Raw genomic sequence first — 25,621 nt, 5'->3', positions numbered from 1 at the left:
TATCTGTTAATCTGTAAATTGATGTGAAAACTCTTAGCAAACAGGATAATGCAATGGAATGGCTGGTCAAAAAATCGTGCTGCGATAAACAAGATAACAGACATGTACTTATGCTCTGCGATGCTGGCGGCGCGATAAAAATGATCGCCGAAGTGAAGAGTGACTTCGCCGTGAAAGTGGGCGATTTACTCTCCCCTTTGCAGAATGCGCTTTACTGTATTAATCGTGAAAAGCTGCACACGGTGAAGGTCCTCTCGGCAAGCAGTTACAGCCCCGATGAGTGGGAACGGCAGTGTAAAGCGGCAGGGAACACTCAGTAACGTTGTTTTGTCGTGGGCAGGAAAATCAACATCAACCCGCTCATAATACAAGCAACTCCCAGTAGTGCCTTCAGCGAAAAAGTTCCTTCCCAGCCGGGAAGTATCATTGATGCAATCCATACCAGCACATAGCTCATACTGAGCAAGGCATAGGCTTTGCTTAACGCAAGTTTATGTAGCGTTTTATACCAACAAAAAACGGAAAGCAGATAACCCAGCAGCCCGAGTAACAGTATCCGGGCATCCAGGCCAAAAGCTAACAGCGCCGCGATAAAATCCCATAAGTGCGTCATCGGCGGCAGATGACTCGCCGCATAACCCAGGCTTAATTGCGCAGCTGAGGCAATAATGACGCTGAATAATCCCCACATCAGGCCCATTACACCGTACTCCCGAGGATCACAATGCCGCCAATAATGAACGCCACCCCACACCAGTGACGCAGTGATACCGGCTCGTGCCACAGTTTTACTGCAGCCAGCGTCACCCAGACAAAATTCAGACTTAACATCGGGTAGGCAATGCCTACCGGTACGTTCTGCAAGACCAGCAGCCAGAGCACCATGGCAAGGCCAAGACAAGCCAGCGCCAGTCCCAGCCACAGCACGATATGTTTGCGCCGTTTGTTTATCGCCACAAAGCAGGTTGCTTGTTTCTGACACAACTGCCCGGCAACGCTAAGCAAGCTGGCAAAGACTAATGTTAGCCAGATCATTTGGGCCGATACTGAATCAGCACCAGACGCTCCTGACGATCGATGGCATCTGCGGGCGGAATGGCGAGACTGTTGATATCTTCATCGCGGTCAACCGAAAGCACGAGTGTAATAACCCCCTCCTGACGATGTTGATTAAGCCAGTTTGCGAACTCATCACCGCTGACAAATCTCCCTTTCGCATCCGGATAATTTAGGCCGTATTTCAATTCCCCTGTCTGGCGATACATGATGATGTCATCACGTCTCAGGCTCCATGCCAGACCAGCAGCAACGCCGACGCTATCGGTAAGAATATAGCGGCTTGGCTGCAGTGATTCTTGTGTCATCTCGACAAAAAATTGCGGATGTTTTCCTTCCATGACTCTGTCAGGAATTGAAAATCCTACCAGCAACGCCAGCCCCAGCGGGCAAAGCGCGGCAAAAGACCAGGTCTTTTCGACGTTTGTTAAGGTGTACCAGCCGAAAAATGCCCATAGCGAAAAAATCGACCATGCACAGAAGACTTTATAGCTCTCGAAGGTTTGCCACACCGGCGTGCTCATAGGTCCCCAGGGGGAGACCACAAACGTAGCAATAATGCCAGTGACGCCAAAAGCGATGTTAATCCAGCCATTAATCCGCAACGCCAGAGGATTATTTTTTGCTGCCAGCAAAGCGTAATGCGCCATCAGCATTGCCAGAGGTGCAAAGCAGGAAAGAATATAGGTGGGCAATTTGCCTTTGGCGACGGAGAAAAACAGCAGCGGCATTACCGCCCAGCTCAATAAATAGACGGTTGCGGAATGCTTGCGGTTTTTCCAGCCTGTGTACAGTACTCCGGGGAGTAATCCCAGCCACGGCAGGCTACCGGCAATGATGACCGGCAAGTAGTACCAGAACGGAGCTCTATGCTGAGCATCATCCATTGCAAAGCGTTGAATATGCTCAACCCAGAAAAAATAGTGCCAGAAGTCAGGCTCCCGCTGCGCTATCGCCAGTCCCCAGGGGAGAACCGTCAGTACGCAACTGATAACCGCCAGCCAGCCGTAAATAAAGAGATCTTTCCAGCGTTTTTGCGTTGCAACCCATGGCAGCACGCTTAATACCGGCACGGCAAGGGCGAGAAAACCTTTGGTCATCACCCCCATGCCGCAGGTGATTCCCAGCAGTAAAAATCCCGCGCTTTTGCCTTTCCACGTCTGTGCCTGCATTGCCAGCCAGAAGCTGCACATTCCCGCCAACAGCCAGAATGCAATAAACGGATCGAGCACGGCATAAGTGCCAATGGCATAGACAATAAACAGTGAGAGATAAATCACTGCGGCGAGTAGAGCCAGACGTTTATCGCGCCATAAGCGCAGAGTAAACCAGGTCACCAGCGCGGCAGTTAACAGGGTCGCAAAGATAACGCCTGCCCGCACACCAAAGTTATTTGCGCCAAATAGCCATTGCCCAATACTGTTAATCCAGTATCCGGCAATGGGTTTTTCGAAATAACGTAGCCCTAACATATGGGGCACAATCCAGTCGCCGGATGCCAGCATTTCCCGACTGATTTCCGCATAACGCGTTTCATCTGGTTGCCAGAGCAGACGCGTGCTGATCGGTAACAGGTAATAGCAGGCAATAAACGCGAAGAGGCCGATAAGGTAACGTACCGATTTCATCAGCGACTACCCGCAATTTGTTGGCAACCCAGCCAGCCTTCACGTCCGGCAATATTTCCGCGAACAACTTGTCCGAGCGGCAACGTCCCTGATAACAGTTCGCTTAAAGGGCAAAATGTCACGCCTTCCTGGGTTGCGCGTTTCAGGAGATCCACAAAATTATGCTGATAAGCGCAGCCTTCAACTTCTGCATGAATGGTATAAACCGGCGTGCCTTTATCTCGCAGGATGCGGTTGAGTAGCCAACCGTTAAAATCTTCTGCTTTCACATCCCGACCAATCACTTCATCCCAGGTGGGTAAGGTCACCGGAATTTGCGCAGTACCGGGTTTTCCTGATTCGAGCAATGGACGAAACGGCATCGCCCCACGACAATCGCTGTTGTAGCGCAAATGGAACGCTTCTTTTGCTTCGATCACCTGCTGGTCGGCACGCCAGCCAGCGGCTGCGGAGCAGGTTACCGGTTGGCCGATAATTTCTTCCAGGGTGCGAAGGCCGCGTGCAATATCGTCGGCCATCGTTTGCCGATCCCAGTTACCGCTATGGGCTTGCCAGGCGTGATGATCCCAGGCGTGTAGGCCGACTTCGTGGTGTTTAGCCGCTTCTCGAATGATATCGGCATTGGCATGACCAATCTCTTTTCCTGGCCATGCCGTACCCGCCAGCAAAATATCCCAGCCATAAAGCGATGCTGCGTTTGAGCGCAGCATCTTCCACAAAAACTGTGGCTTCACCAGTCGCCAGAGATGGCGGCCCATATTGTCCGGGCCGACGCTGAAAAAAATGCTGGCCTGAATATTATGCTTACTCAAGATGTCCAGCAGACGCGGCACGCCTTCACGGGTGCCACGAAAGGTATCGACATCAATGCGTAAGCCTACTTTTGTCATGATGGTTTATCCGTAAGCTCGACGGTGCGCAAGAAGAAATCCAGCGTTTCGTCGATGGTTTCCTGCATATCAAATTGGGGTTCCCAGTCCAGGCAGCGGCGGGCATTGCGGATGCTCGGTTTACGATGCTCTACGTCCTGATATCCTTTGCCGTAGTAGCTGCTACTTTCGACAACACGAAAGCCCGCAAACGGTGGGAAGTGATGGCGCAGCGGATGTTTTTCGAAGCTCGCCAGCAGCATCTCGCCCAGTTCCTCAATGCTCGCTTCGTTCTCAGGATTGCCAATGTTGATAATTTCGCCGTCACAGCGATTTCCCGCATTTTCGATAATGCGGTACAACGCCTCGATACCATCCCGGATATCAGTAAAGCAGCGTTTTTGTTTTCCGCCATCAATTAGCTTAATTGGTGAACCTTCTACCAGATTGAGAATGAGTTGCGTAATCGCGCGGGAGCTGCCAATTCGCGCTGCATTAAGGTTATCCAGTCGTGGTCCCATCCAGTTAAACGGGCGGAAGAGGGTGAACTGTAAACCCTCTTTTTCGCCATAGGCCCAGATCACCCGATCAAGTAATTGTTTTGACACCGAATAAATCCAGCGTGGTTTATTCACCGGGCCGACGATTAAATTAGAATGGTCTTCATCGAAGTATTTATCGCTGCACATCCCATAAACTTCTGAAGTCGACGGGAAGATGATTCGCTTACGGTACTTCACGCAGTAACGGATAATGCGTAGATTCTCTTCAAAATCGAGTTCAAAGACGCGCAGCGGGTTGCGGGTATATTCAATCGGCGTGGCTATCGCCACCAAAGGCAAGACGACATCACATTTTTTGACGTGATATTCAATCCATTCGGAATGGATACTGATATCGCCTTCGACAAAGTGAAAATGCGGATGATTCATAAAACGGCTTATCGCATCGCTGCCAATATCCAGACCGTAAACTTCATAATGATCTTCGCGCAGCAGGCGTTCTGTCAGATGGTTGCCAATAAAGCCATTCACCCCGAGGATGAGTACCCGAGTACGGCGTCGGGCGGTGCAGGCAGGCTGGCTATTCAAGCGTGAACCTTGCACTAGACCCAGCGACTGCGCTAACTGCGAGCCTTGCATAGTAATGCCGTCTCCCGCCTGTCCGGTGACGATTTCCAGCGCGCCATCGCCACAGGCAATCAGCAGTGGCGCAACAGAAATCACGCACCCCGGTTGTGCTGCGGGCGCATGAGAATGCACGCGTGACGACCAGACGGTAAATTTTTGATTACCAACATAGCTGAAGGCACCCGGCCACGGATCGGCGACGGCACGCACCATGTGATGCAATACTGCTGCCGGTTTATGCCACTCGAGGAAGCTGTCTTCTGGCGTTCTGCGACCAAAACAGGTGGCTTCGTTTTCGCGCTGGGCGATTTCCAGAATATTACCGTGTTTAATGGCAGGTAATGTCTGCTCCAGTAGCTGGCGCGCGGCATGGCATAACTTGTGATGAAGCGTAATGGCGATATCGTCTGGCGCAATGGCAATGCGCAATTGGGCCACAATGGGCCCAGCATCGGCACGTTTCACCATTCGGTGCAATGTCACGCCAGTTTCCGTTTCACCGTTCACCAGCACCCAGTTCAGCGGCGCGCGACCACGATATTTTGGTAACAGCGAACCATGCAGATTAAATGCACCTGCGGGAGCGAGCTGCAAAATTTCGTCGCAAATAAGATGGCGATAATAAAAAGAAAAAATCACATCAGGTGATAGTTGGGCAATGCGTTCCACCCACAGCGGATGATTAACGTTATCTGGCGCATAAACCGGAATGCCTCTTTCCGCCGCCAGACGAGCTACCGAACCATAAAAGGCTTTTTCACCGGGATTATCAGTATGAGTAAAAATAGCGCTAATTTCGTAACCGGCATCCAGCAGGGCTTCAATACCGAGGCATCCCATATCGTGGTAGGCAAAAACGACGGTTTTCATTATTCATTTTCCTTGCTGGATGGACGGATAACTTGCTGAACAAAATAGCGGGGGCGGGCGCGGACATCGGTGTAGATCCTGCCGATATATTCACCGAGCAATCCCATGCCGATAAACTGAGCGCCAATAAAAGTAAACAGCACGGCAAATAGCATAAAGACGCCTTCTGCCGCCCATTGTGGTCCGAAGGTCAGGCGTAAAATCACCAGCAGCACCGCAATGCTAAAACCTCCAATCGCAATAATGCTGCCAAGCAGACTCAGCATACGTAGCGGCGTAGTGGTAAGGCAGGTCACCAGGTCGTACATCAAATTAATCAGGCGCATAAAGCTGTATTTGGATTCACCAAACTCACGCTCGGCATGATGCACTGGAATTTCAATGGCGCGGCGGGCGAAGATATTCGCCAGAATCGGGATAAAGGTACTGCGTTCATGGCAGTGCAACATCGCATCGACAATATGACGGCGATAGGCGCGCAGCATACAACCGTAGTCACCCATTGCTTTGCCGGTGGTGCGCTGAATAAGTCGGTTGATCATCTTCGAAGCGGTTTTACGAAACCAGCTGTCCTGGCGGTTCTGGCGTACAGTTCCTACTACGTCGTAACCTTCATCGGCTTTTGCCACCAGGCGGGGGATCTCCTCTGGAGGATTCTGGAGATCGGCATCGAGGGTAATAATTAAGTCGCCGGTAACGTGACTGAAACCCGCCATAATCGCTGAATGTTGTCCGTAATTGCGGTTAAGCAAAATAGACACAATATGGCTGCCCTCCACTAGCGAAGCTTCGACCAGCATATGCGCGGAATTATCGCTACTGCCGTCATCAATCAGCAGGATCTCATACTCTTTCCCCAGTGATTCACAGGCTGTGGTGGTGCGCCTGATCAATTCCGGTAAGCTTTCCTGCTCGTTATAAACGGGAATAACCACCGAGACTTTCTTAACAGGGTGGATTTCAAACATGGCTTATTGTCCTGCGAGTTGCTGAAGGGCTGTGATGACGCGGTCGGCATCGGCGGTGGTCATATCCGGGAACAGCGGCAACGAACAGATGCGTTCGCTATTCCATTCGGTATTCGGTAACGACAGCGTGGGAAAACGCTCGCGATAATATTTTTGCGTGTGAGCGGCGCGGAAATGTAACCCGGTACCAATGCCTCTTTCTTTTAACGCTTCCATCAACGCATCGCGACCGATACCACAACGTTGTTCATCGACACGAATAATAAACAGATGCCAGGCGTGAACGTGCGGCCAGGCGGGAAGGCTTAATGGCTCAAAGGGGAGAGCTGCCAGAGCTTGCTGATATTGCAGAGCAATTTCGCGCCGACGGGTGTTGAGGTGCTCTAATTTGGCTAACTGGGTCAGGGCAATCGCGGCGTTAATATCGGTCAGATTATACTTATAGCCCGGCGTTAAGACTTCAGCTTGCGGTGCACGGCCCCAGGTTTGTCTGTCATATGCATCGACACCCAGACCGTGAAATTTCAGCATCCGTAGCTGGCAGGCGAGGTTTTCATCATCGGTAACAATCAACCCACCTTCCGCACAGGTAATATTTTTGATGGCGTGAAACGAAAAAATAGCGGTACCTTTTGCGCCAATATGTCGGCCTTTGTAATACGTACCGACGGCATGGGCAGCATCTTCGATAACTGCGATGCCGTAACGTTCGCCAATGGCGCGAATGGCGTCAATATCTGCTGGCGCACCGGCATAATGCACCGGAATGATGGCTTTAGTGCGTGGCGTAATGACTGCTTCGATCGTTTCAGGCGTGACCATCAGCGTATCGCGGTCGACATCCACCATTACCGGCGTTGCACCCAACAAGGAGATCATATTGAGGGTTGAAACCCAGGTCAGGGAAGGCGTAATCACTTCATCGCCCTTGCCAATTTCCAACGCCATTAGCGTGATATGCATTCCGGCGGTGGCTGAACTGACCGCGATGGCATGCTGATTTCCCGTCAACTGGCAAAAGGCTTGTTCAATCGCCTGATTCTTCGGACCGGTTGTGATCCAACCGGATTCGAGAACCTCTTTAACTGCTGCGAGTTCCTCCACGCCCATTGCTGGTCGCGAAAAAGGCAAAAATTCTGACATTGCTTTTCCTTCCGCCATTGAATACCTGTCCACTTATATTTGCTATAAAGAGTGTTGTGTATATTTTGCCATTTGGAGCGAAATTCTAAGGATAGAATATTAACTTAACCTTAAGAAATTAATATTAGACGTAAATATTGAAATTTTTATATTTTTTCTTATTTAGGCTTTGCATTTGGCAAAATTTTGAGGCATTTTGCCGGCATCGTAGGATTTTTAATATTACACCAACTGCTAATTATCGCCAGAAATGTCGCTCAATTTCACGGTAATTGTCTGGTTGCACTTGTCTATAGGTGGAGTTTACGTGTTAGCTTTTTGCCGCTCTTCGTTGAAGTCAAAAAAATATTTCATCATTTTACTGGTGCTCGCTGCAATTGCCGGACTGGGTACTCATGCCGCCTGGAGTAGTAATGGTTTGCCACGTATCGACAATAAAACACTGGCCAGACTGGCACAGCAGCACACGGTTGTCGTTTTGTTTCGCCATGCTGAACGTTGCGATCGTTCAACCAATCAATGCTTGTCAGATAAAACAGGTATTACGGTCAAAGGTACCCAGGATGCCCGTGAACTGGGCAACGCTTTTAGCGCTGACATCCCTGATTTCGATCTTTATTCCAGTAATACCGTCCGGACCATTCAGTCGGCGACCTGGTTTTCAGCGGGGAAAAAGCTGACGGTAGATAAACGACTTCTTCAATGCGGTAATGAGATTTATAGTGCAATTAAGGACTTACAAAGCAAAGCACCTGATAAAAATATCGTTATTTTTACCCATAATCATTGCCTGACATATATTGCTAAAGATAAGCGTGATGCGACATTTAAACCTGATTATCTGGATGGTTTAGTCATGCATGTAGAAAAAGGCAAAGTTTATCTGGATGGGGAATTCGTTAACCACTAAATTTTCAATCTGACAGCCAGTAATGGCTGCCATCACTGTTACAGAAGACCTTTCAAACGTAACGTTTTTCGGGTGGCGACATTCAAATCATAATGCACCAGATCTTCAGGTTTTACCCACGCGTAGTCCTGAAACTCTTCGTTTATTTTCACTTCTCGGTTGGCAGAAACGCAGTCAAAAATCAGGTAAATCATATAAATCTCTTCCTTGCGGCCATCTGCATACGTCTTGGTGCGAATATCATCGCTGAAGGTCCACGGCGTGATTTCTGTCAAAATCAGCTGTTCTCCCAGTTCTTCGCGAATTTCGCGGCGTAGTGCCTCTTCAATTCGTTCACCAGGCTCCACGCCGCCACCCGAAAGCGCCCATTGACCGGGGAAAACGCCGCGATCGTCGGCCATTTTACACAGCAAATAAGCACCATCATTTTCAATCAAAGGGCATACAATAGTCCGTTGTCGCACAGGAGTATTCCTTATAAATAAAAAGAAACCATGAGAATACGGCAACTCAGAAATATGTGAAAGTGACAGTAATCTCTTTTGCGATGATAACTGTACTTATTATTATTTTTGTGTGTATCGGTAAAGTGTGTTTATTTTTTCGGCGTTTAATTATTTAAGAAGTATTTAGTTACAATAAGTGACTAGATCCCTTTTTTCGCTCATTGAATCCTCTGTGCCAGGCAGTACAATCCCGCAGCTTTGGGAATTTTGATTTATTGCTTGTGGGAGAGGGGAAAATGAAAAAAATTGCGCTAGCAGGTCTGGCCGGAATGCTGTTGGTTTCTGCATCGGTCAATGCAATGAGTATCAGCGGTCAGGCGGGTAAAGAATACACCAATATTGGTGTCGGTTTTGGTACGGAATCGACGGGCCTGGCGTTAAGCGGTAACTGGACACATAACGACGACGACGGTGACGTCGCGGGTGTGGGGCTGGGGTTGAATCTGCCTCTTGGTCCGTTAATGGCGACCGTTGGCGGTAAAGGTATTTATACCAATCCGAATGATGGTGATGAAGGCTATGCCGCTGCTGTTGGTGGTGGTTTGCAGTGGAAAATTGGCAACAGCTTCCGTTTGTTTGGCGAGTATTACTACTCTCCAGATTCGCTCTCCAGCGGTATTCAAAGTTATGAGGAAGCGAATGCTGGTGCGCGTTACACCATTATGCGTCCAGTCAGTATTGAGGCGGGTTATCGCTATCTGAATCTGTCGGGTAAAGATGGTAACCGCGACAACGCCGTGGCTGACGGTCCATATGTTGGGGTTAACGCCAGTTTCTGATGCCTTCCGGCGCGGCATTCTGTCGCGCCATTCAGTTTCTTACTACGCCTTATCTCCCTTTGCGTTATAGTGATTCGATAACAAAAGCAGGAGATAACCATGTTAACAGTGGAAATGTTATCCACCGGGGATGAAGTGTTACACGGGCAAATCGTTGACACTAACGCTGCCTGGCTGGCCGATTTTTTCTTTCATCAGGGGTTGCCATTATCTCGCCGTAATACGGTGGGGGATAACCTCGATGACTTAGTGACCATTCTTCGTGAACGTAGTCAGCACGCCGATGTGCTGATTGTGAACGGCGGGCTGGGGCCGACCAGTGATGATTTAAGCGCACTCGCCGCTGCGACTGCAAAAGGAGAAGGCCTGGTGCTGCATGAGGCCTGGCTCAAAGAGATGGAACGTTATTTTCGCGAACGTGGACGGGTGATGGCACCGAGCAACCGTAAACAAGCGGAGCTACCTGCCAGTGCAGAATTTATCAATAACCCAGTAGGCACCGCCTGTGGTTTTGCCGTGCAGCTTAATCGTTGCCTGATGTTCTTTACCCCCGGCGTACCGTCAGAATTTAAGGTGATGGTCGAGCACGAAATCCTGCCGCGCCTGCGCGAGCGTTTTTCTTTACCGCAGCCGCCGGTTTGTCTGCGTTTGACTACCTTTGGTCGTTCGGAAAGCGATCTGGCGCAAAGCCTGGACTCCCTGCAACTACCGCCGGGCGTAACAATGGGCTATCGCTCTTCCATGCCGATAATTGAACTTAAGCTGACCGGACCGGCAAGCGAGCAACAGGCGATGGAAAAACTGTGGCTGGACGTTAAACGTGTTGCCGGACAGAGCGTGATTTTCGAAGGTACCGAAGGACTGCCCGCGCAGATCAGTCGCGAATTGCAGAGCCGCCAGTTCAGCCTGACGTTGAGCGAGCAATTCACCGGTGGTTTATTGGCTTTGCAACTTTCTCGCGCAGGTGCTCCATTGCTGGCGTGTGAAGTAGTTCCTTCACAGGAAGAAACCCTGGCGCAAACTGCGCACTGGATTACAGAACGGCGTGCCAACCATTTTGCCGGGCTGGCACTGGCTGTTTCTGGTTTCGAGAACGAACATCTCAACTTTGCGCTAGCCTCGCCAGACGGCACTTTCGCTCTGCGTGTGCGTTTCAGCACTACGCGCTACAGCCTGGCTATCCGTCAGGAAGTGTGCGCAATGATGGCACTGAATATGCTGCGCCGTTGGTTAAACGGTCAGGACATCGCCAGTGAGCATGGCTGGATTGAGGTTGTTGAGTCCATGGCTTTATCTGTCTGATTCCGCCACTCCGTGCCGGTTTACTGCACCGGCACATTCCCCCTCCGGCAAAATTTGTCCAACCTGTTGTACTCAATAAGAAAAAATCCGTGCGCTGATTCACAAATTTGTGCGTAATTTCTCCAGTCCGCTGGACGAGGTGCGGGATTTGATGCGCTTCACAATTTTACTCCCCCTGAGCAACGAGACTGATTCCAGTATCTAAGACTGGAGTCCAGTATGTTGGAATCAAGCAAAGTTCCCGCCCTGACACGGGCTATTGATATTCTCAATTTGATTGCCCGCATTGGCCCCTGTAGTGCTGCGACGATCATTGACACATTGGGGATCCCTAAAAGCACGGCCTATTTGCTGCTTAATGAACTCAGGCGTCAGCGTTTTCTTAGCCTTGATCACCAGGAAAATTTTTGTTTGTGGACCAAGCTGGTGGAGCTTTCCGGTCATGCGTTAAGCAAGATGGATCTCCGGGAACTGGCTCGACCGCGTTTGACGCAACTGATGGATACCACCGGGCTGTTATGTCACCTGGGGATTATTGATAACGGCAGCGCTTATTACATTTTGAAAGTGGAGTCATCAGCCACTATCAGCGTGCGTTCCCATGAAGGAAAAAGCCTTTCGCTTTATCGCTCCGGAATAGGTAAATGCCTGCTAGCCTGGCAACCTGCATCTGTACAGCAAAGTATTATCGAAGGGCTGGTCTGGGAGCAGGTGACACCCACAACGATTACTCATCCACAGCAACTTCACGAAGAACTGGCGCGTATTCGCCGTCAGGGCTGGAGCTATGACAATGGCGAAGATTACGCCGATGTCCGTTGTGTTGCTGCGCCGGTGTTTAACGCCAATAACGAGCTTACCGCTGCGATCTCGGTGGTCGGTACCCGCTTACAAATCAATGAAGAATACCGTGATTATCTGGCGGGCAAGGCCATTGCCTGCGCCAGGGATATTTCACGTCTGTTGGGATGGAAAAGTCCCTTTGACTTACAGGCCTCATAACAATGGAGAACAGCATGACCCTACCAAAAATCAAACAGGTTCGCGCCTGGTTTACTGGCGGTGCGACAGCAGAAAAAGGCGCTGGCGGCGGTGATTATCACGACCAGGGGGCGAATCACTGGATTGACGATCATATTGCCACCCCGATGAGTAAATACCGCGATTACGAGCAGTCACGCCAGTCATTTGGCATTAACGTTCTTGGCACGTTGATTGTTGAAGTCGAAGCAGAAAACGGCCAGACCGGATTCGCCGTTTCGACAGCCGGTGAAATGGGCTGTTTTATTGTCGAAAAACACCTTAACCGTTTCATTGAGGGTAAATGTGTCAGTGATATCAAACTGATCCACGATCAAATGCTCAATGCCACCCTGTATTACTCCGGCTCTGGTGGCCTGGTGATGAATACGATTTCCTGTGTCGATCTGGCTCTGTGGGATCTGTTCGGCAAAGTGGTCGGGCTTCCGGTTTATAAACTTTTAGGCGGCGCAGTTCGTGATGAGATTCAGTTCTACGCCACAGGTGCGCGTCCGGATCTGGCAAAAGAGATGGGCTTTATCGGTGGCAAAATGCCGACGCACTGGGGGCCACATGATGGCGATGCGGGGATCCGCAAAGATGCCGCTATGGTCGCGGATATGCGTGAAAAATGCGGTGAGGATTTCTGGTTAATGCTCGACTGCTGGATGAGTCAGGACGTGAACTATGCCACCAAACTGGCCCACGCTTGCGCGCCCTATAACCTGAAATGGATCGAAGAGTGCCTGCCGCCACAGCAGTATGAAGGTTATCGTGAACTGAAACGCAACGCGCCAGTCGGAATGATGGTCACCAGCGGTGAGCATCACGGCACACTGCAATCTTTCCGTACGCTTTCAGAAACCGGTATCGACATTATGCAGCCGGATGTTGGCTGGTGCGGTGGCTTAACCACGCTGGTGGAAATTGCCGCAATCGCCAAATCCAGAGGGCAACTGGTGGTGCCGCACGGTTCGTCTGTTTACTCTCACCATGCGGTGATCACCTTCACCAATACGCCATTCAGCGAATTCCTGATGACCAGCCCGGATTGTTCAACGATGCGTCCGCAATTTGATCCGATTCTGCTTAATGAGCCAGTGCCAGTGAATGGTCGTATTCATAAATCAGTGCTTGATAAACCCGGTTTCGGCGTCGAGCTCAATCGTGACTGCAATTTGAAACGCCCCTACAGCCACTAATCATTCCGGGCGTTGCTGTGACAACGGTAACGCCCACATATTTTAAGGAGCTTTTTATGAGCACCGCTTTGCTTGACGCCGTGGTGAAGAAAAACCGTGCGCGTTTAATTCCGTTTATGTTGGCGCTGTATGTGCTGGCGTTTCTCGACCGTTCGAATATCGGTTTTGCCAAACAGACCTACCAGATTGATACCGGGCTGAGTAATGAAGCTTATGCGCTGGGAGCAGGCATTTTTTTTGTGGTATATGCGTTTCTGGGTGTTCCGGCGAATCTTTTGATGCGCAAACTGGGGGCAAGAACCTGGATTGGTACGACAACACTGCTGTGGGGATTTCTTTCGGCAGCCATGGCATGGGCCGATACTGAAGCGAAATTTCTGATCGTTCGCACTCTGCTTGGTGCTGCGGAGGCCGGGTTCTTCCCTGGTATGATTTATCTCACCTCGCAATGGTTTCCGCAGCGTAATCGCGCCAGCATTATGGGGCTGTTCTATATGGGCGCACCGTTGGCGTTAACACTGGGATCACCGCTTTCCGGCGCGCTGCTGGAGATGCATGGATTTATGGGGCATCCCGGCTGGTTCTGGATGTTTGTGATTGAAGGATTGCTGGCAGTCGGCGCTGGTGTATTCACATTCTTTTGGCTTGATGACACGCCGGAGCAGGCTCGTTTTCTGAGTAAAGATGAAAAAACGTTGCTTATCAACCAACTGGAAAGTGAAGAACAACAGAAAGTGACTTCTCGACTGAGCGATGCGCTGCGTAATGGGCGAGTCTGGCAACTGGCGATTATCTACCTGACCATTCAGGTGGCGGTTTACGGATTAATTTTCTTCCTGCCGACGCAGGTTGCTGCATTGTTGGGGACAAAAGTGGGCTTTACGGCGTCGGTGGTCACCGCCATTCCGTGGGTCGCGGCCTTGTTTGGGACCTGGCTTATTCCGCGCTATTCCGATAAAACCGGCGAACGGCGTAATGTCGCGGCGCTGACATTACTGGCGGCGGGCATTGGTATTGGTCTCTCCGGGCTGCTTTCTCCAGTACTGGCGATCGTAGCGCTGTGTGTTGCAGCCATCGGGTTTATTGCCGTGCAGCCGGTGTTCTGGACGATGCCGACACAACTGCTTTCCGGTACGGCGCTGGCGGCGGGGATTGGTTTTGTAAACCTGTTTGGTGCAGTGGGCGGGTTTATTGCCCCGATCCTGCGCGTGAAAGCAGAAACGTTGTTTGCCAGCGATGCGGCTGGATTACTGACGCTGGCAGCGGTGGCGGTCATCGGTTCGCTGATTATTTTCACTCTGCGTGTAAATCGCACTGTTGCGCAGACCGACGTGGCACATCATTAATAGGTTAAGGAACACCATGAACGCATTATTAACCAATCCCTTTAAAGAACGTTTACGCAAGGGCGAAGTGCAAATTGGTCTGTGGTTAAGCTCGACTACTTCTTATATGGCAGAAATTGCCGCCACCTCCGGTTATGACTGGTTGCTGATTGACGGGGAGCACGCGCCAAACACCATTCAGGATCTTTATCACCAGCTACAGGCGGTAGCGCCCTATGCCAGCCAACCCGTGATCCGTCCGGTGGAAGCCAGTAAGTCACTGATTAAACAAGTCCTGGATATTGGCGCGCAAACTCTACTGATCCCGATGGTCGATACTGCCGATCAGGCACGTCAGGTGGTGTCTGCCACGCGCTATCCTCCCTACGGTGAGCGTGGTGTCGGGGCCAGTGTGGCACGGGCTGCGCGCTGGGGACGCATTGAGAATTACATGGCGCAAGTCAACGATTCGCTTTGTCTGTTGGTGCAGGTGGAAAGTAAAACAGCACTGGATAACCTGGACGAAATCCTCGACGTCGAAGGGATTGACGGCGTGTTTATTGGACCTGCGGATCTTTCTGCCTCGTTGGGTTACCCGGATAACGCCGGGCACCCGGAAGTGCAGCGAATTATTGAAACCAGTATTCGGCGGATCCGTGCTGCGGGTAAAGCGGCTGGTTTTCTGGCTGTGGCTCCTGATATGGCGCAGCAATGCCTGGCATGGGGAGCGAACTTTGTCGCTGTTGGCGTTGACACGATGCTCTACAGCGATGCCCTGGATCAACGACTGGCGATGTTTAAATCAGGCAAAAATGAGCCACGCATAAAAGGTAGTTATTGATATCAAAGGCCCACGGGGATCGGCTGTGGGCCTGTGTTAATTAGTGGTTATTCGCTGCCAGATCGGCTTCGCTTAGCTGGGTGGCAGCGAGCACCAGGTCACGATCAATGCCCTGTTCCAGCATGCGCAAGGCAATTTTAATGGCTTGTTCATGCATGCCTTCCTGCCAGCCAATTTGATGCCCTTCCTGCCGTAGCCGTTCAGCAATAGTCATCAATCTCTCCTTTTGTAGTGGTGAACGTTCGGCAATCTCCTCAATAAAGCGGGTGAAACGGGAGGTATCGCCGCATTGCAGCAGATAATTAAACAGCGTTTGTAGCTGGCTGTCATTAGTGAAGCCTCTAACCAAAAGCGTGGTGATCCTGTCGACCATACCGATTAAATCGCGGTCGCGAATATGCTTTTGAATCAGTTCAAGCAGAGCTATACGCCGATGTTGCATGATCTCATCGTCAGGTACGATGGTGATATCCACCAACGGAAAAGCTTCGGTGTACAACTGCCGGGCAAGTTGCGGATCATCAAACTCATCCAGCCAGTTAAGTGAGTATGGGTAGGGCGAGGTTTCGCCGTGATAAAACAGCAACGGCACCACCAGCGGGACTCTGTCATAGCCTTTGTCCAGGTGACGCTGCATGGCGGCGGTGGCATAGCGCATTAGCCGAAAAGCCATATTCTTTTCTGCGGAACTTTGATGTTCAATCACGCAGTAGATATAGCCGTCACCATCGCTGGTTTCCACCGACCACAAAACATCCGAGTAGTAAGCGCGTAAACTTTTTTCAATAAAGCTGGTGGGTTCCAGGCGTAAGGTTTGCAGGTTGCAAAGTTTACGCAGTGGCTCCGGTAGATGTATTTCGAGAAAATCCCGCGCGGTTTCGGGCGAGAACATAAAGGTTTTAAACACCGCATCATGCGGGGAGGAGGTTGTTGATTCGGTCATGGTTGTCCGTCACCTGATATTTATGATGACGCGACATTACGGGGATCTCAGAACAATGACATCTGCCAGTTTCTGCCTTTGCGAGACGTTTTCAGAAGAATTTTCAAAGCGATGCAACGCATACACTGGATGCGGAATCACGTACGCAGAAATGCCCGATAAGCAATGCGCTTACCGGGCATCACAAGGAAGATTAAGACAGCGCCTGGGCCAGCAGCGTAATCGGGTGCTCGCAGCGAAGGCTTGTAGACATTTCAATCTGCCATTTGCAGGTTTCGCAGTCGGTGACCACCAGATCTGCGCCGCTCTCTTCTATCTGGCGGAACAGTGGTGCGCCGATGGCTTGTGAGGTGGGGTAGTTCTCTTTTTTGAAACCGTAAGTTCCGGCAATACCGCAGCACTGGGAATCCAGCACCGTTAACTCAAGCCCCGGGATTTTACGCAACAGCTCCAGGGTGTAGAGCGTCCAGCCCATTTTTTCCATATGGCATGGTGTGTGATAAACCACTTTCAGCGGCAGCGATTTCAGCGGTAACGTTTTGCCTTCGTCCAGCTTGCGCCACAGCCAGCGGGTCGCCAGTTCGATATGATCGCGCAAGCCTTTGTTGTCGACATTCAGCACTTCCGGGTATTCGTCACGCAGGGCAAATGTACAGGTTGAGGAGGTGGCAATCACCGGAATGCCTTTTACCCCTACCGCTTCGCGGATCGACTCTACATTCGTGATTGCTTGTTTACGTGCTTTATCGGTAAAACCGTTGGCGATGAGCGGCACGCCGCAGCATTTTTCTTTGCTCAGCAGTTGTACGCCGGTGTCCATCGCGTTGAGCACTTTAATTAAATCTTTACCTAACTGCGGATGGTTGTAGTTAACGAAGCAGCCGTGAAAGAAAGCCACCTGGTCTTTATATTGCGCTTGCTGAGCCGCCACGCTGCGATACCAGCGACGAAACGTACCGAAGGAGTATTTCGGTAGCGTGCGGCGATGATCGATTTTTAACGCCGCATCAAGCAACTGCCGTACTGGTTTCAGCGAGGTAGCGGTGTTGACGATTGGAGCAAACGGCGTGGAAACGCTACCCATCAGGTCGGTATGACTCAACACAAAATTGCGCAGCGACGGGCGCGTGGTGTCATATTTCGCCCGCGCGCGCTGGATGATATCGCCAATCTTCACATCGGACGGGCAGGCGACTTCGCAACGTTTGCAGTTAATACAATATTTCAGTGCCTCGTCATACAGTGCACCATCTTTTAAACGCAGACGCTCGCCATCCGGCCCGGCTTGTTTTGGCCCCGGATAGCTGGGATTCACCCGGCTCACCGGGCAGGCGGTGGTGCAGACGGTGCACTTAATGCAGTTTTCGAAGCTGGTGTCGTTCATTGTTGGCCTCCTGCGCGTTGGGCAATTTGTTGAGCGGCATGTAAAGCACTGACGGCACAAACACCGCCGCCGCATCCCTGGGCAATGGGATCAAATCCGCCCAGCACCGAACCGATGGCAAATAGGTTCTCAATGGTTTTCCCCGCCTGCGACGGGCGCAGCGCCTCATCAGTGGTGACACCGAACTGCTGCCACGGCTGCGGCGCAAAAAAATCTCCCTTATACCATTCACCCCGCGTAGAGGTTTGTAGCACATCAAGACCAATAATTGGTTCACGAATGCCTTCACGTTCCGCTACCAGTCCGCCACTAAAGAAACTGCCGCTGGCGAGCACGGCAAAGCGTGGACGCAGCGGGATATCGGCGTGATTGCGGGTCCAGATTTCATTCACCACGCCATTTTTACAGGTCACTTTTTTCACTTCATCGCCCGGCATCCACACGCCCCCCTGGCGCACAAACTGGCGCTGTAACTGGTTTTGCAGACGAATGCCCAGCACTGAAGGTGGTAATGTCGGCAGTAACATTAATGAACAGGGCAAGTGCTCGTTCAGCCACCGCCAGAGTTTGTCATCAGCCAGGCCGAAGCAGGCGGGCATCAGGATCATTTCGCTGGTATTGGCGACAGGAATAAGCGCATCAATTAACAGCGGCCAGTTTTCTTCGTTATCAAGGAAACGGGCGATATTCACTGCGCGGAACTCGGTGGCGTTATTGCGCAGGATATCCAGTTCTGGCAGCTCTATTTCTGCGGTTTCAACATTAAGATCCAGTTCGCGCAATGAAGCCGCCGCAAGATGCGCCTGAAAATCCATCAGGCCGCTAATTCCCACTACACAAATTTTCTTCGCGGGCAGCGGCCAGACGGGGACTTCTGGCGAACTTAGCCAGGTAGAGCGCAGAGTACCGAGCGGCGTAACTCGCTGGTGAGCCAGCTCTACGCTGCCCTGTAATTGCGCACCGCTTTCAGCGATTAATGTCTGTGCCTGACAAGCGAGATCGAGCACGCGTTGTGGCCCGAGAAGAGAGTATGGATGGGCAGGTGCCTGATGACACAAAGATTCCAGTCCACTGCGAATGTCTGTCACCGGCTGACCGTCAGGCAGATTGCTCAGCAAATCCAGCGATCCGGATGAAAAATGCAGCGCGCTTTGACCACGCGTAACAATGGCACAGCGCAGTCCGTGTTTTTGCAGTTGCAGGCCGCAGAGTAATCCGGCGAGCCCGCCGCCCATAATGACAGTATCAAAGCGCATCTTTCTGCTCCTTCTCCAGACCACAAAGTCCCTGATAAACCCAACGGGTAAACTCGCTTTCGCGCAATGCATCTCCCCAGGCGATGGGTTGCACGCCTTTCCAGCGTTCGTTAAGGAAGGTGGAAAGTTGCTCGATAGATTGCGCGGACGTCGTGACGTTAAAACGCTGTAGCAGTCCGGCAGCGCGGCAGGCGCAGAGCTCGCCCTGGCAGGTTCCCATCCCCACACGGGTGCGACGACGTAAATCCAACAGGCTGTTAACGTTTAAATTTTCTACTGCGTACTGCACTTCACCCGCAGTTACCGCTTCGCACTCACATACCAGGCTGCGGTGCAGACGGCCTTCGCTAAGCCAGGCAGGCGTGCGATCGCCATGACGATAAACCGCAGAACCGCGCAGCGGGGCAGGCAGGGAGATGACTTTACGCAAGGTAACTTCAGCGGGTTCCTGTGAACCTGGAAGTGCCAGATCGGCGGTCGTACAGGGGCGCGTATTGCCCAGCTTGCGACATACCGCGTCGGTAGCCCATTCCGCCATCAGCCGATAGGTCATCAGTTTGCCACCGGTGATGGTGATAAATCCGTCCAGACCATCGCGTTCAGCATGATCGAGCAGCACGATACCGCGACTGACGTTACGCCCGCTCGGGTCATCATCGCTGGCAACCAGCGGACGCACGCCAGAGTAGGCCCGTAAAATACGCGTTTTCGCCATCACGGGGGCCAGTTTTTCCCCTTCACGCAGCAGAATATCCACTTCTTCTGCCGTCACTCGATTATCGTCAATCTCGTTGTAATCAATACGTAAAGAGGTGGTGCCAATCAGCGAAATGGTATCGCCTGGCACCAGGATATCGGCGTCGGAAGGTTTACGGCAACGGTTGATCACATGCTGGTTAATGCGATGATCCATGATCAGCAGTGATCCTTTGGCCGGGAACATACGAATGCGCAGATCGGCATATTCGGCAATATGTTGCCCCCAGATCCCGGCGGCGTTCACCACTACAGGCGCATGAAGTGCCTGAATTTCGCCAGTGAGATGGTTACGTACACGAACGCCACACACCGTCGCGCCTTCACGAATCAGACCTGTCACTTCGTGCGCGGTGAGGATAATGGCACCGTGTTCTTTCGCATCGAGCATGTTCGCTGCGGTCAGGCGAAATGGGTCAACAGTGCCATCCGGAACTTTTACCGCGCCAATCAGTGCCGGGTTAACGGAAGGTTCGATAATGCGTGCTTGCTGCGGATCAATGGCTTCAGCACTGATTCCAGCCTCTTCGCAAGCACGAATAAAAGTCGCCTGGAAGGAGAGATCATCTTCCGGCAGGGTGATAAACAGGCCGTTGGTTGGTTCGACACAGTGACGCGCAATGCGTTTTAAAAACTGGTTTTCACTAATACATTCGCGGGCCGATTCCGCATCGGTAACCGCATAGCGTGCGCCGCTGTGCAGCAGACCGTGGTTACGCCCGGTGGCTCCCGTTGCGATGTCGTGGCGCTCAACCAAAATCACGCGCAGCCCGCGCAGGGCACAGTCGCGGGCAATCCCGACTCCCGTTGCGCCGCCGCCAATGATAATCACGTCACTTGATTGCGAGTCGCGAGTTTTCATTGTTATCCCTCTGAAGTTCGTTTTTTTACCATTTAGCCATAGTAAAAACATGAATTGTTTGATTTCGCGCATATTCGCTCATAAATCGAAAGTGAAACGTGATTTCATGCGTTATTTTGAACATTCTGTAAATGTTATTTAATAATGTGTGCGGCAATTCACATTTAATTTCTGAATGTTTTCTTAACATCGCGGCAACTCAAGAAACGGCAGGTTCTCCCACTGAATCAGGCTGTTAATCATAAATAAGACCACGGGCCACGGAGGCTTTCAATGTTGAGTATTTTTAAACCGGCGCCACACAAAGCGCGCTTACCTGCCGCGGAGATCGATCCGACTTATCGTCGATTGCGCTGGCAAATTTTCCTGGGGATATTCTTTGGCTATGCTGCTTACTATTTGGTTCGTAAGAACTTTGCTCTCGCGATGCCTTACCTGGTGGAGCAGGGATTCTCACGCGGTGATTTAGGTTTCGCGCTTTCTGGGATCTCGATCGCCTATGGATTTTCGAAATTCATCATGGGTTCGGTGTCGGATCGCTCGAATCCGCGCGTTTTCCTCCCCGCAGGTTTGATTCTGGCGGCGGCAGTGATGCTGTTTATGGGCTTTGTGCCATGGGCGACATCGAGCATTGCGGTAATGTTTGTACTGTTGTTCCTCTGCGGCTGGTTCCAGGGGATGGGGTGGCCGCCGTGTGGTCGTACTATGGTGCACTGGTGGTCGCAGAAAGAACGTGGCGGCATTGTGTCGGTGTGGAACTGTGCGCACAACGTCGGTGGTGGTATTCCGCCGCTGCTGTTCCTGCTGGGGATGGCCTGGTTCAATGACTGGCACGCGGCCCTCTATATGCCCGCTTTCTGCGCCATTCTGGTGGCACTATTCGCCTTTGCGATGATGCGCGATACCCCACAATCCTGTGGCTTGCCGCCGATCGAAGAGTACAAAAACGATTATCCGGACGACTATAACGAAAAAGCGGAGCAGGAGCTGACCGCGAAGCAAATTTTCATGCAGTACGTGCTGCCGAACAAACTGCTGTGGTACATCGCCATCGCCAACGTGTTCGTTTATCTGCTGCGTTACGGCATCCTCGACTGGTCACCGACCTACCTGAAAGAAGTTAAGCATTTCGCGCTGGATAAATCCTCCTGGGCCTACTTCTTCTATGAGTATGCGGGCATTCCGGGCACCCTGCTGTGCGGCTGGATGTCGGACAAAGTCTTCCGCGGTAACCGTGGGGCCACCGGAGTCTTCTTTATGACACTGGTGACCATCGCAACTATCGTTTACTGGATGAACCCGGCAGGCAACCCAACCGTAGATATGATTTGTATGATTGTTATCGGCTTCCTGATCTACGGTCCTGTTATGTTGATCGGTCTGCATGCGCTGGAACTGGCACCGAAAAAAGCGGCAGGTACGGCAGCGGGCTTTACTGGTCTGTTTGGTTACCTGGGCGGTTCGGTGGCGGCGAGCGCGATTGTTGGTTACACCGTGGACTTCTTCGGCTGGGATGGCGGTTTTATGGTAATGATTGGCGGCAGCATCCTGGCGGTTATCCTGTTGATAGTTGTGATGATTGGCGAAAAACGTCGCCATCAGGAATTACTGCAAAAACGCAATGGAGGCTAATGGCATGAAATTGACGCTGAAAAACCTTAGCATGGCGATCATGATGAGTGGAATGATCATGGGAAGCAGTGCAATGGCGGCGGATAGCAACGAAAAAATAGTCATCGCCCATCGCGGTGCCAGTGGATATTTACCGGAGCATACGCTGCCAGCAAAAGCGATGGCTTATGCGCAGGGAGCGGATTATCTGGAACAGGATTTGGTGATGACGAAGGATGATCATCTGGTCGTTCTGCATGACCACTATCTTGACCGGGTAACCGATGTCGCCGATCGTTTCCCGGATCGGGCGCGTAAAGATGGCCGTTACTACGCGATAGATTTTACGCTGGATGAAATTAAGTCTTTGAAATTTACGGAAGGCTTCGATATTGAAAACGGTAAAAAAGTGCAGACTTTCCCCGGACGTTTCCCGATGGGTAAATCTGACTTCCGGGTGCACACCTTTGAAGAAGAGATTGAATTTGTTCAGGGGCTAAACCATTCGACCGGGAAAAATATTGGTATCTATCCAGAAATTAAAGCGCCGTGGTTCCACCATCAGGAAGGGAAGGATATTGCGGCAAAAACGCTGGAAGTGCTGAAGAAATATGGTTACCTCGGTAAGGACGACAAAGTTTATTTGCAATGTTTTGATGCTGATGAGCTGAAACGCATTAAAAATGAGCTGGAACCGAAAATGGGCATGGACCTCAATCTTGTACAGCTGATTGCCTATACCGACTGGAACGAAACGCAGCAGAAACAGCCGGACGGAAGCTGGGTTAATTACAGCTATGACTGGATGTTCAAGCCGGGCGCCATGAAACAGGTAGCGGAATATGCTGATGGCATTGGTCCGGATTACCATATGGTGATTGAGGAGACATCGCAGCCGGGTAATATCAAGCTTACCGGAATGGTAAAAGATGCACAGCAGAATAAGCTGGTGGTGCATCCTTATACCGTGCGGTCAGATAAGCTGCCTGAATACACTACTGATGTGAATCAGTTATATGATGCTCTGTATAACAAAGCGGGTGTAAATGGGCTGTTTACTGATTTCCCTGATAAGGCAGTAAAATTCCTTAATAAAGAGTAATGCTACTGCAGGATGGCGTTCATGCGCCATCCTCTGCTAAAGCGAAATAATGCTACTACCGGTTATTCTTTTCATTAACGGGTGCATCCTGTAAAAAGATGCCAACATAATTTTCGTAAAACTCATTCGTTAAAAAAGCTAACACTGGGCATTGTTATTCTTTAAACAGTATGAATAGGTCTCAATAATAAATTGTAATGCAGTTTATACTGTAAAGTATTATTCGAATTTCGGAAAGGTAAAGAAAATATTAATGTATCTTATTAATTTATCATATTGTTCTTGGGTGAATGCTGTTTGCACACCTTCAGGGCAATATTTACCAGTAATAACCAGTTGTCCATTGCTGTGTTGTACCATTAAACCTTCTTTTTCCTTTGGATCTACAAAATTAGAATTATCATATGTGAAGATATTTTTTTCCTGTTTTGAGTAAGCAAAGAAATCTCGTGTATAGCTGAAACTATCATTTATTAATGGTGCTAACTTTTTGTCGGCGATATCGATAAGCTCACCACTTAATTTATTGATGTATTTCATTTGCTTCAATTTTTTCTGCGCTTGCACAATTTGCTTGTAGGTATTTTCAATTTTTTTAGAAGAATTCTTAAATACATCATAGCGTTCCTCGGAGGATGTGTATTTGTACCATTCTGTATTTTTCTCAGAATGTTGTAGCAGGTCTGTATATTCTTTTTGCTTGCTGTAAAGTTGAGTTCTTATATTTAACTCGTGGATAAATTTATAAATTTTGTCAGAGTTGGTTATTTTTGGTGTGTCTTTGTCTGTCAATGTTTGGATCTTGTTATTGATATTTTCTTTTGCAACATGCTCATTGATGATGTTAATTGCAGTTTCATATTCATTTAAATTTATTGTTCTTTGTGAAAGAAACCCTTCTTTGCTTTCGATACTCAAAACACCTTCGTTGTTTTCACCTCGGGTAAAGGTAAGGATATAGGGTTCATAATCTTCTGCAAATTCATTTTTATACGTTATGACATGCTCGACAAAATGTCTTATTGGTACGAAACCATAACTGTGAACGTCAATTTTTTTGGTCTTGACACTATCAATTTCATCTGAGGCTTTCGTGAAAAAAGCCAATAAATTAGCTATGTTGTCTGCTGAGGTTGATAACCCGAATCTACTTTGAGATATTTTTAGAAACTCATTGCAAAAAATCTCAAGTTTCGCGGTTTGTTGTGATTCTTTGTAAATTTCTGCTGTTTGCAATTTATTATTTTGTAAAATATTACAGCGAGATAATTGAATAGATGTATTTGGCATAAATGATTCCTTGTATTGTGAGTTAACAAGATACAATTTAATCTTTGCAGAATATATTCACTATCAAATTTAGCTCATTTTATTACGAAGACCTTTACGCATGTTAGAAAGTATCATTATTGTTAATAAATACGGTAATAAGTAACAAACAGATATTGATAACTTCCCTGACTAGTTATTAGGTATCCCACTTGAAGATTGAGAATGGCTCCAGAGTAAACTGTGTACTGTTCGCCGGAGTGTCATTACTCTCAACAATCGGTTTTGACAGTGAGTCGGGCGCTTCATACCGGTTTCTACCTGGAGTCATTGTCACTTCTCCCAACTGAATAAATATATATCGCCAATTCACAAAGTGGGCCAAAATCAGGTGAAAACGAATTATTACGCCTGGTAAAGGCTATAGTACAACTAAGTGTGGCGAATCAGGCAGTCTTGCATTTGTCATCAATCTCATGTCTTACATCAAATTTTTCCACTCACCACGAGTTGTTCCGTACACGTTTGTAGTAAAAACAGTGGACTGCCTTCTACCGACTTTTCTTTAGCCAGCAACGAAATCTGTCGATAGAAGGTTGGTTCGAGAGGAACGGAACACAATTCACCTGCAATGGTTTTCAGCGTTAACTCTGGTAATAAGGCGATGCCTAATCCCTGTCGAATAAAACTGATCGCTGTATCCGGGTGATTAAATTCATATTTTATCTGCTGGGTGCACTATTAGTGGTAGTGGCTGGTGGAGTCTATGCGCTGCAAATGAAGGGTAAAAGCGGTGTCGCGCTAGTAGTGGCAAAAGAAATTCATTAATACGACACGTTTCATTAAGATTTTTCGCAGGTAACCACCTATAGTCATTGTCGTTAATAAA

22 protein-coding genes and 3 pseudogenes are annotated in these 25,621 nt (G+C 49.9%); 11 read left to right on the top strand and 14 right to left on the bottom strand.

Features of this window, described 5'->3' with window-relative positions:
• The first annotated feature begins 53 nt into the window (after positions 1-53).
• Positions 54-320 carry a signal transduction protein PmrD gene (pmrD, locus tag QUE34_RS13550; RefSeq protein WP_024212043.1) on the top strand — a complete coding sequence of 89 codons (267 nt, stop codon included), beginning with the start codon at positions 54-56 and terminating at the stop codon, positions 318-320.
• Here the strand turns inward: pmrD and arnF are convergent.
• From arnF to arnB, 7 genes are read right to left on the bottom strand one after another with little or no spacing between them, the layout of a single operon-like run.
• A complete protein-coding gene (gene arnF, locus QUE34_RS13545; RefSeq protein WP_000523867.1) occupies positions 314-700 on the bottom strand; it encodes a 4-amino-4-deoxy-L-arabinose-phosphoundecaprenol flippase subunit ArnF in 387 nt (128 codons plus the stop codon). The genes pmrD and arnF overlap by 7 nt on opposite strands.
• On the bottom strand, positions 700-1,035 hold the full coding sequence (gene arnE / locus QUE34_RS13540; protein ID WP_000638030.1) for a 4-amino-4-deoxy-L-arabinose-phosphoundecaprenol flippase subunit ArnE: 336 nt from the start codon (positions 1,033-1,035) through the stop codon (positions 700-702). Before arnE ends, arnF begins: the two co-directional genes overlap by 1 nt.
• A complete protein-coding gene (arnT, locus tag QUE34_RS13535) occupies positions 1,032-2,684 on the bottom strand; it encodes a lipid IV(A) 4-amino-4-deoxy-L-arabinosyltransferase (protein ID WP_103253501.1) in 1,653 nt (550 codons plus the stop codon). Before arnT ends, arnE begins: the two co-directional genes overlap by 4 nt.
• Positions 2,684-3,574, bottom strand: coding sequence for a 4-deoxy-4-formamido-L-arabinose-phosphoundecaprenol deformylase (gene arnD, locus QUE34_RS13530; protein WP_286338838.1), 891 nt, complete (start codon positions 3,572-3,574; stop codon positions 2,684-2,686). Before arnD ends, arnT begins: the two co-directional genes overlap by 1 nt.
• Positions 3,571-5,553 carry a bifunctional UDP-4-amino-4-deoxy-L-arabinose formyltransferase/UDP-glucuronic acid oxidase ArnA gene (gene arnA / locus QUE34_RS13525; RefSeq protein ID WP_103253503.1) on the bottom strand — a complete coding sequence of 661 codons (1,983 nt, stop codon included), beginning with the start codon at positions 5,551-5,553 and terminating at the stop codon, positions 3,571-3,573. Before arnA ends, arnD begins: the two co-directional genes overlap by 4 nt.
• Complete coding sequence (gene arnC / locus QUE34_RS13520; RefSeq protein WP_000461649.1) at positions 5,553-6,521, bottom strand: undecaprenyl-phosphate 4-deoxy-4-formamido-L-arabinose transferase; 969 nt, start codon at positions 6,519-6,521, stop codon at positions 5,553-5,555. The genes arnA and arnC overlap by 1 nt, the downstream gene beginning before the upstream one ends.
• A gap of 3 nt (positions 6,522-6,524) precedes the next feature.
• Positions 6,525-7,664 carry a UDP-4-amino-4-deoxy-L-arabinose aminotransferase gene (arnB, locus tag QUE34_RS13515; RefSeq protein WP_103253504.1) on the bottom strand — a complete coding sequence of 380 codons (1,140 nt, stop codon included), beginning with the start codon at positions 7,662-7,664 and terminating at the stop codon, positions 6,525-6,527.
• Positions 7,665-7,971: 307 nt separating this feature from the next.
• Here arnB and ais point away from each other — a divergent pair, with 307 nt between their 5' ends.
• Positions 7,972-8,574 carry a lipopolysaccharide core heptose(II)-phosphate phosphatase Ais gene (gene ais, locus QUE34_RS13510; RefSeq protein WP_001360820.1) on the top strand — a complete coding sequence of 201 codons (603 nt, stop codon included), beginning with the start codon at positions 7,972-7,974 and terminating at the stop codon, positions 8,572-8,574.
• A 38-nt stretch (positions 8,575-8,612) separates the two neighbouring features.
• On the opposite strand, the gene nudI is transcribed toward ais, so the two are convergent.
• The gene (gene nudI / locus QUE34_RS13505; RefSeq protein ID WP_103253505.1) at positions 8,613-9,038 is read right to left on the bottom strand and encodes a nucleoside triphosphatase NudI; all 426 of its coding nucleotides are present in this window, start codon (positions 9,036-9,038) and stop codon (positions 8,613-8,615) included.
• Between the two features lie 278 nt (positions 9,039-9,316).
• Between nudI and QUE34_RS13500 the strand changes: the two genes are divergently transcribed.
• The 6 genes from QUE34_RS13500 (at position 9,317) to yfaU (ending at position 15,549) form a co-directional block, all read left to right on the top strand.
• Positions 9,317-9,859 carry a YfaZ family outer membrane protein gene (locus QUE34_RS13500; protein ID WP_032303432.1) on the top strand — a complete coding sequence of 181 codons (543 nt, stop codon included), beginning with the start codon at positions 9,317-9,319 and terminating at the stop codon, positions 9,857-9,859.
• Positions 9,860-9,958: 99 nt separating this feature from the next.
• Positions 9,959-11,161 (top strand): nicotinamide mononucleotide deamidase-related protein YfaY, encoded by a 1,203-nt coding sequence (locus QUE34_RS13495; protein ID WP_105268391.1) that lies wholly within the window; start codon positions 9,959-9,961, stop codon positions 11,159-11,161.
• 219 nt (positions 11,162-11,380) lie between these two features.
• Positions 11,381-12,163 (top strand): IclR family transcriptional regulator, encoded by a 783-nt coding sequence (locus tag QUE34_RS13490; RefSeq protein ID WP_000894180.1) that lies wholly within the window; start codon positions 11,381-11,383, stop codon positions 12,161-12,163.
• 14 nt (positions 12,164-12,177) lie between these two features.
• Positions 12,178-13,383 carry an L-rhamnonate dehydratase gene (gene rhmD / locus QUE34_RS13485; RefSeq protein ID WP_001389850.1) on the top strand — a complete coding sequence of 402 codons (1,206 nt, stop codon included), beginning with the start codon at positions 12,178-12,180 and terminating at the stop codon, positions 13,381-13,383.
• A 56-nt stretch (positions 13,384-13,439) separates the two neighbouring features.
• The gene (locus QUE34_RS13480; protein ID WP_103253507.1) at positions 13,440-14,729 is read left to right on the top strand and encodes an MFS transporter; all 1,290 of its coding nucleotides are present in this window, start codon (positions 13,440-13,442) and stop codon (positions 14,727-14,729) included.
• Positions 14,730-14,745: 16 nt separating this feature from the next.
• Positions 14,746-15,549, top strand: coding sequence for a 2-keto-3-deoxy-L-rhamnonate aldolase (gene yfaU, locus QUE34_RS13475; protein WP_000992985.1), 804 nt, complete (start codon positions 14,746-14,748; stop codon positions 15,547-15,549).
• A 40-nt stretch (positions 15,550-15,589) separates the two neighbouring features.
• Here yfaU and QUE34_RS13470 read toward each other — a convergent pair whose 3' ends face one another.
• From QUE34_RS13470 to glpA, 4 genes are all read right to left on the bottom strand, one after another.
• Positions 15,590-16,492 carry an ISNCY family transposase gene (locus QUE34_RS13470; RefSeq protein ID WP_032303428.1) on the bottom strand — a complete coding sequence of 301 codons (903 nt, stop codon included), beginning with the start codon at positions 16,490-16,492 and terminating at the stop codon, positions 15,590-15,592.
• A gap of 193 nt (positions 16,493-16,685) precedes the next feature.
• Positions 16,686-17,876, bottom strand: a complete 1,191-nt coding sequence (glpC, locus tag QUE34_RS13465; RefSeq protein ID WP_032303427.1) for an anaerobic glycerol-3-phosphate dehydrogenase subunit GlpC — start codon at positions 17,874-17,876, stop codon at positions 16,686-16,688.
• Positions 17,873-19,132, bottom strand: coding sequence for a glycerol-3-phosphate dehydrogenase subunit GlpB (gene glpB / locus QUE34_RS13460; RefSeq protein WP_032303426.1), 1,260 nt, complete (start codon positions 19,130-19,132; stop codon positions 17,873-17,875). Before glpB ends, glpC begins: the two co-directional genes overlap by 4 nt.
• The gene (gene glpA, locus QUE34_RS13455; RefSeq protein ID WP_105268392.1) at positions 19,122-20,750 is read right to left on the bottom strand and encodes an anaerobic glycerol-3-phosphate dehydrogenase subunit A; all 1,629 of its coding nucleotides are present in this window, start codon (positions 20,748-20,750) and stop codon (positions 19,122-19,124) included. Before glpA ends, glpB begins: the two co-directional genes overlap by 11 nt.
• A 273-nt stretch (positions 20,751-21,023) precedes the next feature.
• On the opposite strand from glpA, the gene glpT reads away from it, so the two are divergent.
• Together glpT and glpQ are read left to right on the top strand one after the other, a co-directional pair.
• Entirely contained in the window at positions 21,024-22,382 is a 1,359-nt protein-coding gene (glpT, locus tag QUE34_RS13450) for a glycerol-3-phosphate transporter (protein WP_000948724.1), read from the top strand.
• Between the two features lie 4 nt (positions 22,383-22,386).
• Entirely contained in the window at positions 22,387-23,463 is a 1,077-nt protein-coding gene (gene glpQ, locus QUE34_RS13445) for a glycerophosphodiester phosphodiesterase (RefSeq protein ID WP_032303540.1), read from the top strand.
• Between the two features lie 219 nt (positions 23,464-23,682).
• On the opposite strand, the pseudogene QUE34_RS13440 reads toward glpQ, so the two are convergent.
• Together QUE34_RS13440 and QUE34_RS13435 are read right to left on the bottom strand one after the other, a co-directional pair.
• A pseudogene (locus QUE34_RS13440) lies at positions 23,683-24,753 on the bottom strand (hypothetical protein).
• A 465-nt stretch (positions 24,754-25,218) separates the two neighbouring features.
• Positions 25,219-25,467 (bottom strand): annotated as a pseudogene (locus tag QUE34_RS13435) (LysR substrate-binding domain-containing protein); the annotation flags it as partial.
• On the opposite strand from QUE34_RS13435, the pseudogene QUE34_RS13430 reads away from it, so the two are divergent.
• Positions 25,450-25,560, top strand: a pseudogene (locus QUE34_RS13430) (hypothetical protein); the annotation flags it as partial. The pseudogenes QUE34_RS13435 and QUE34_RS13430 overlap by 18 nt on opposite strands.
• Positions 25,561-25,621: the final 61 nt, after the last annotated feature.

Source organism: Escherichia sp. KS167_9B (assembly GCF_030295215.1).
Lineage (GTDB): Bacteria > Pseudomonadota > Gammaproteobacteria > Enterobacterales > Enterobacteriaceae > Escherichia > Escherichia coli_F.
Note: the sequence above shows the minus strand (reverse complement) of the source record. Positions and strands in the feature narration are given on the sequence as shown.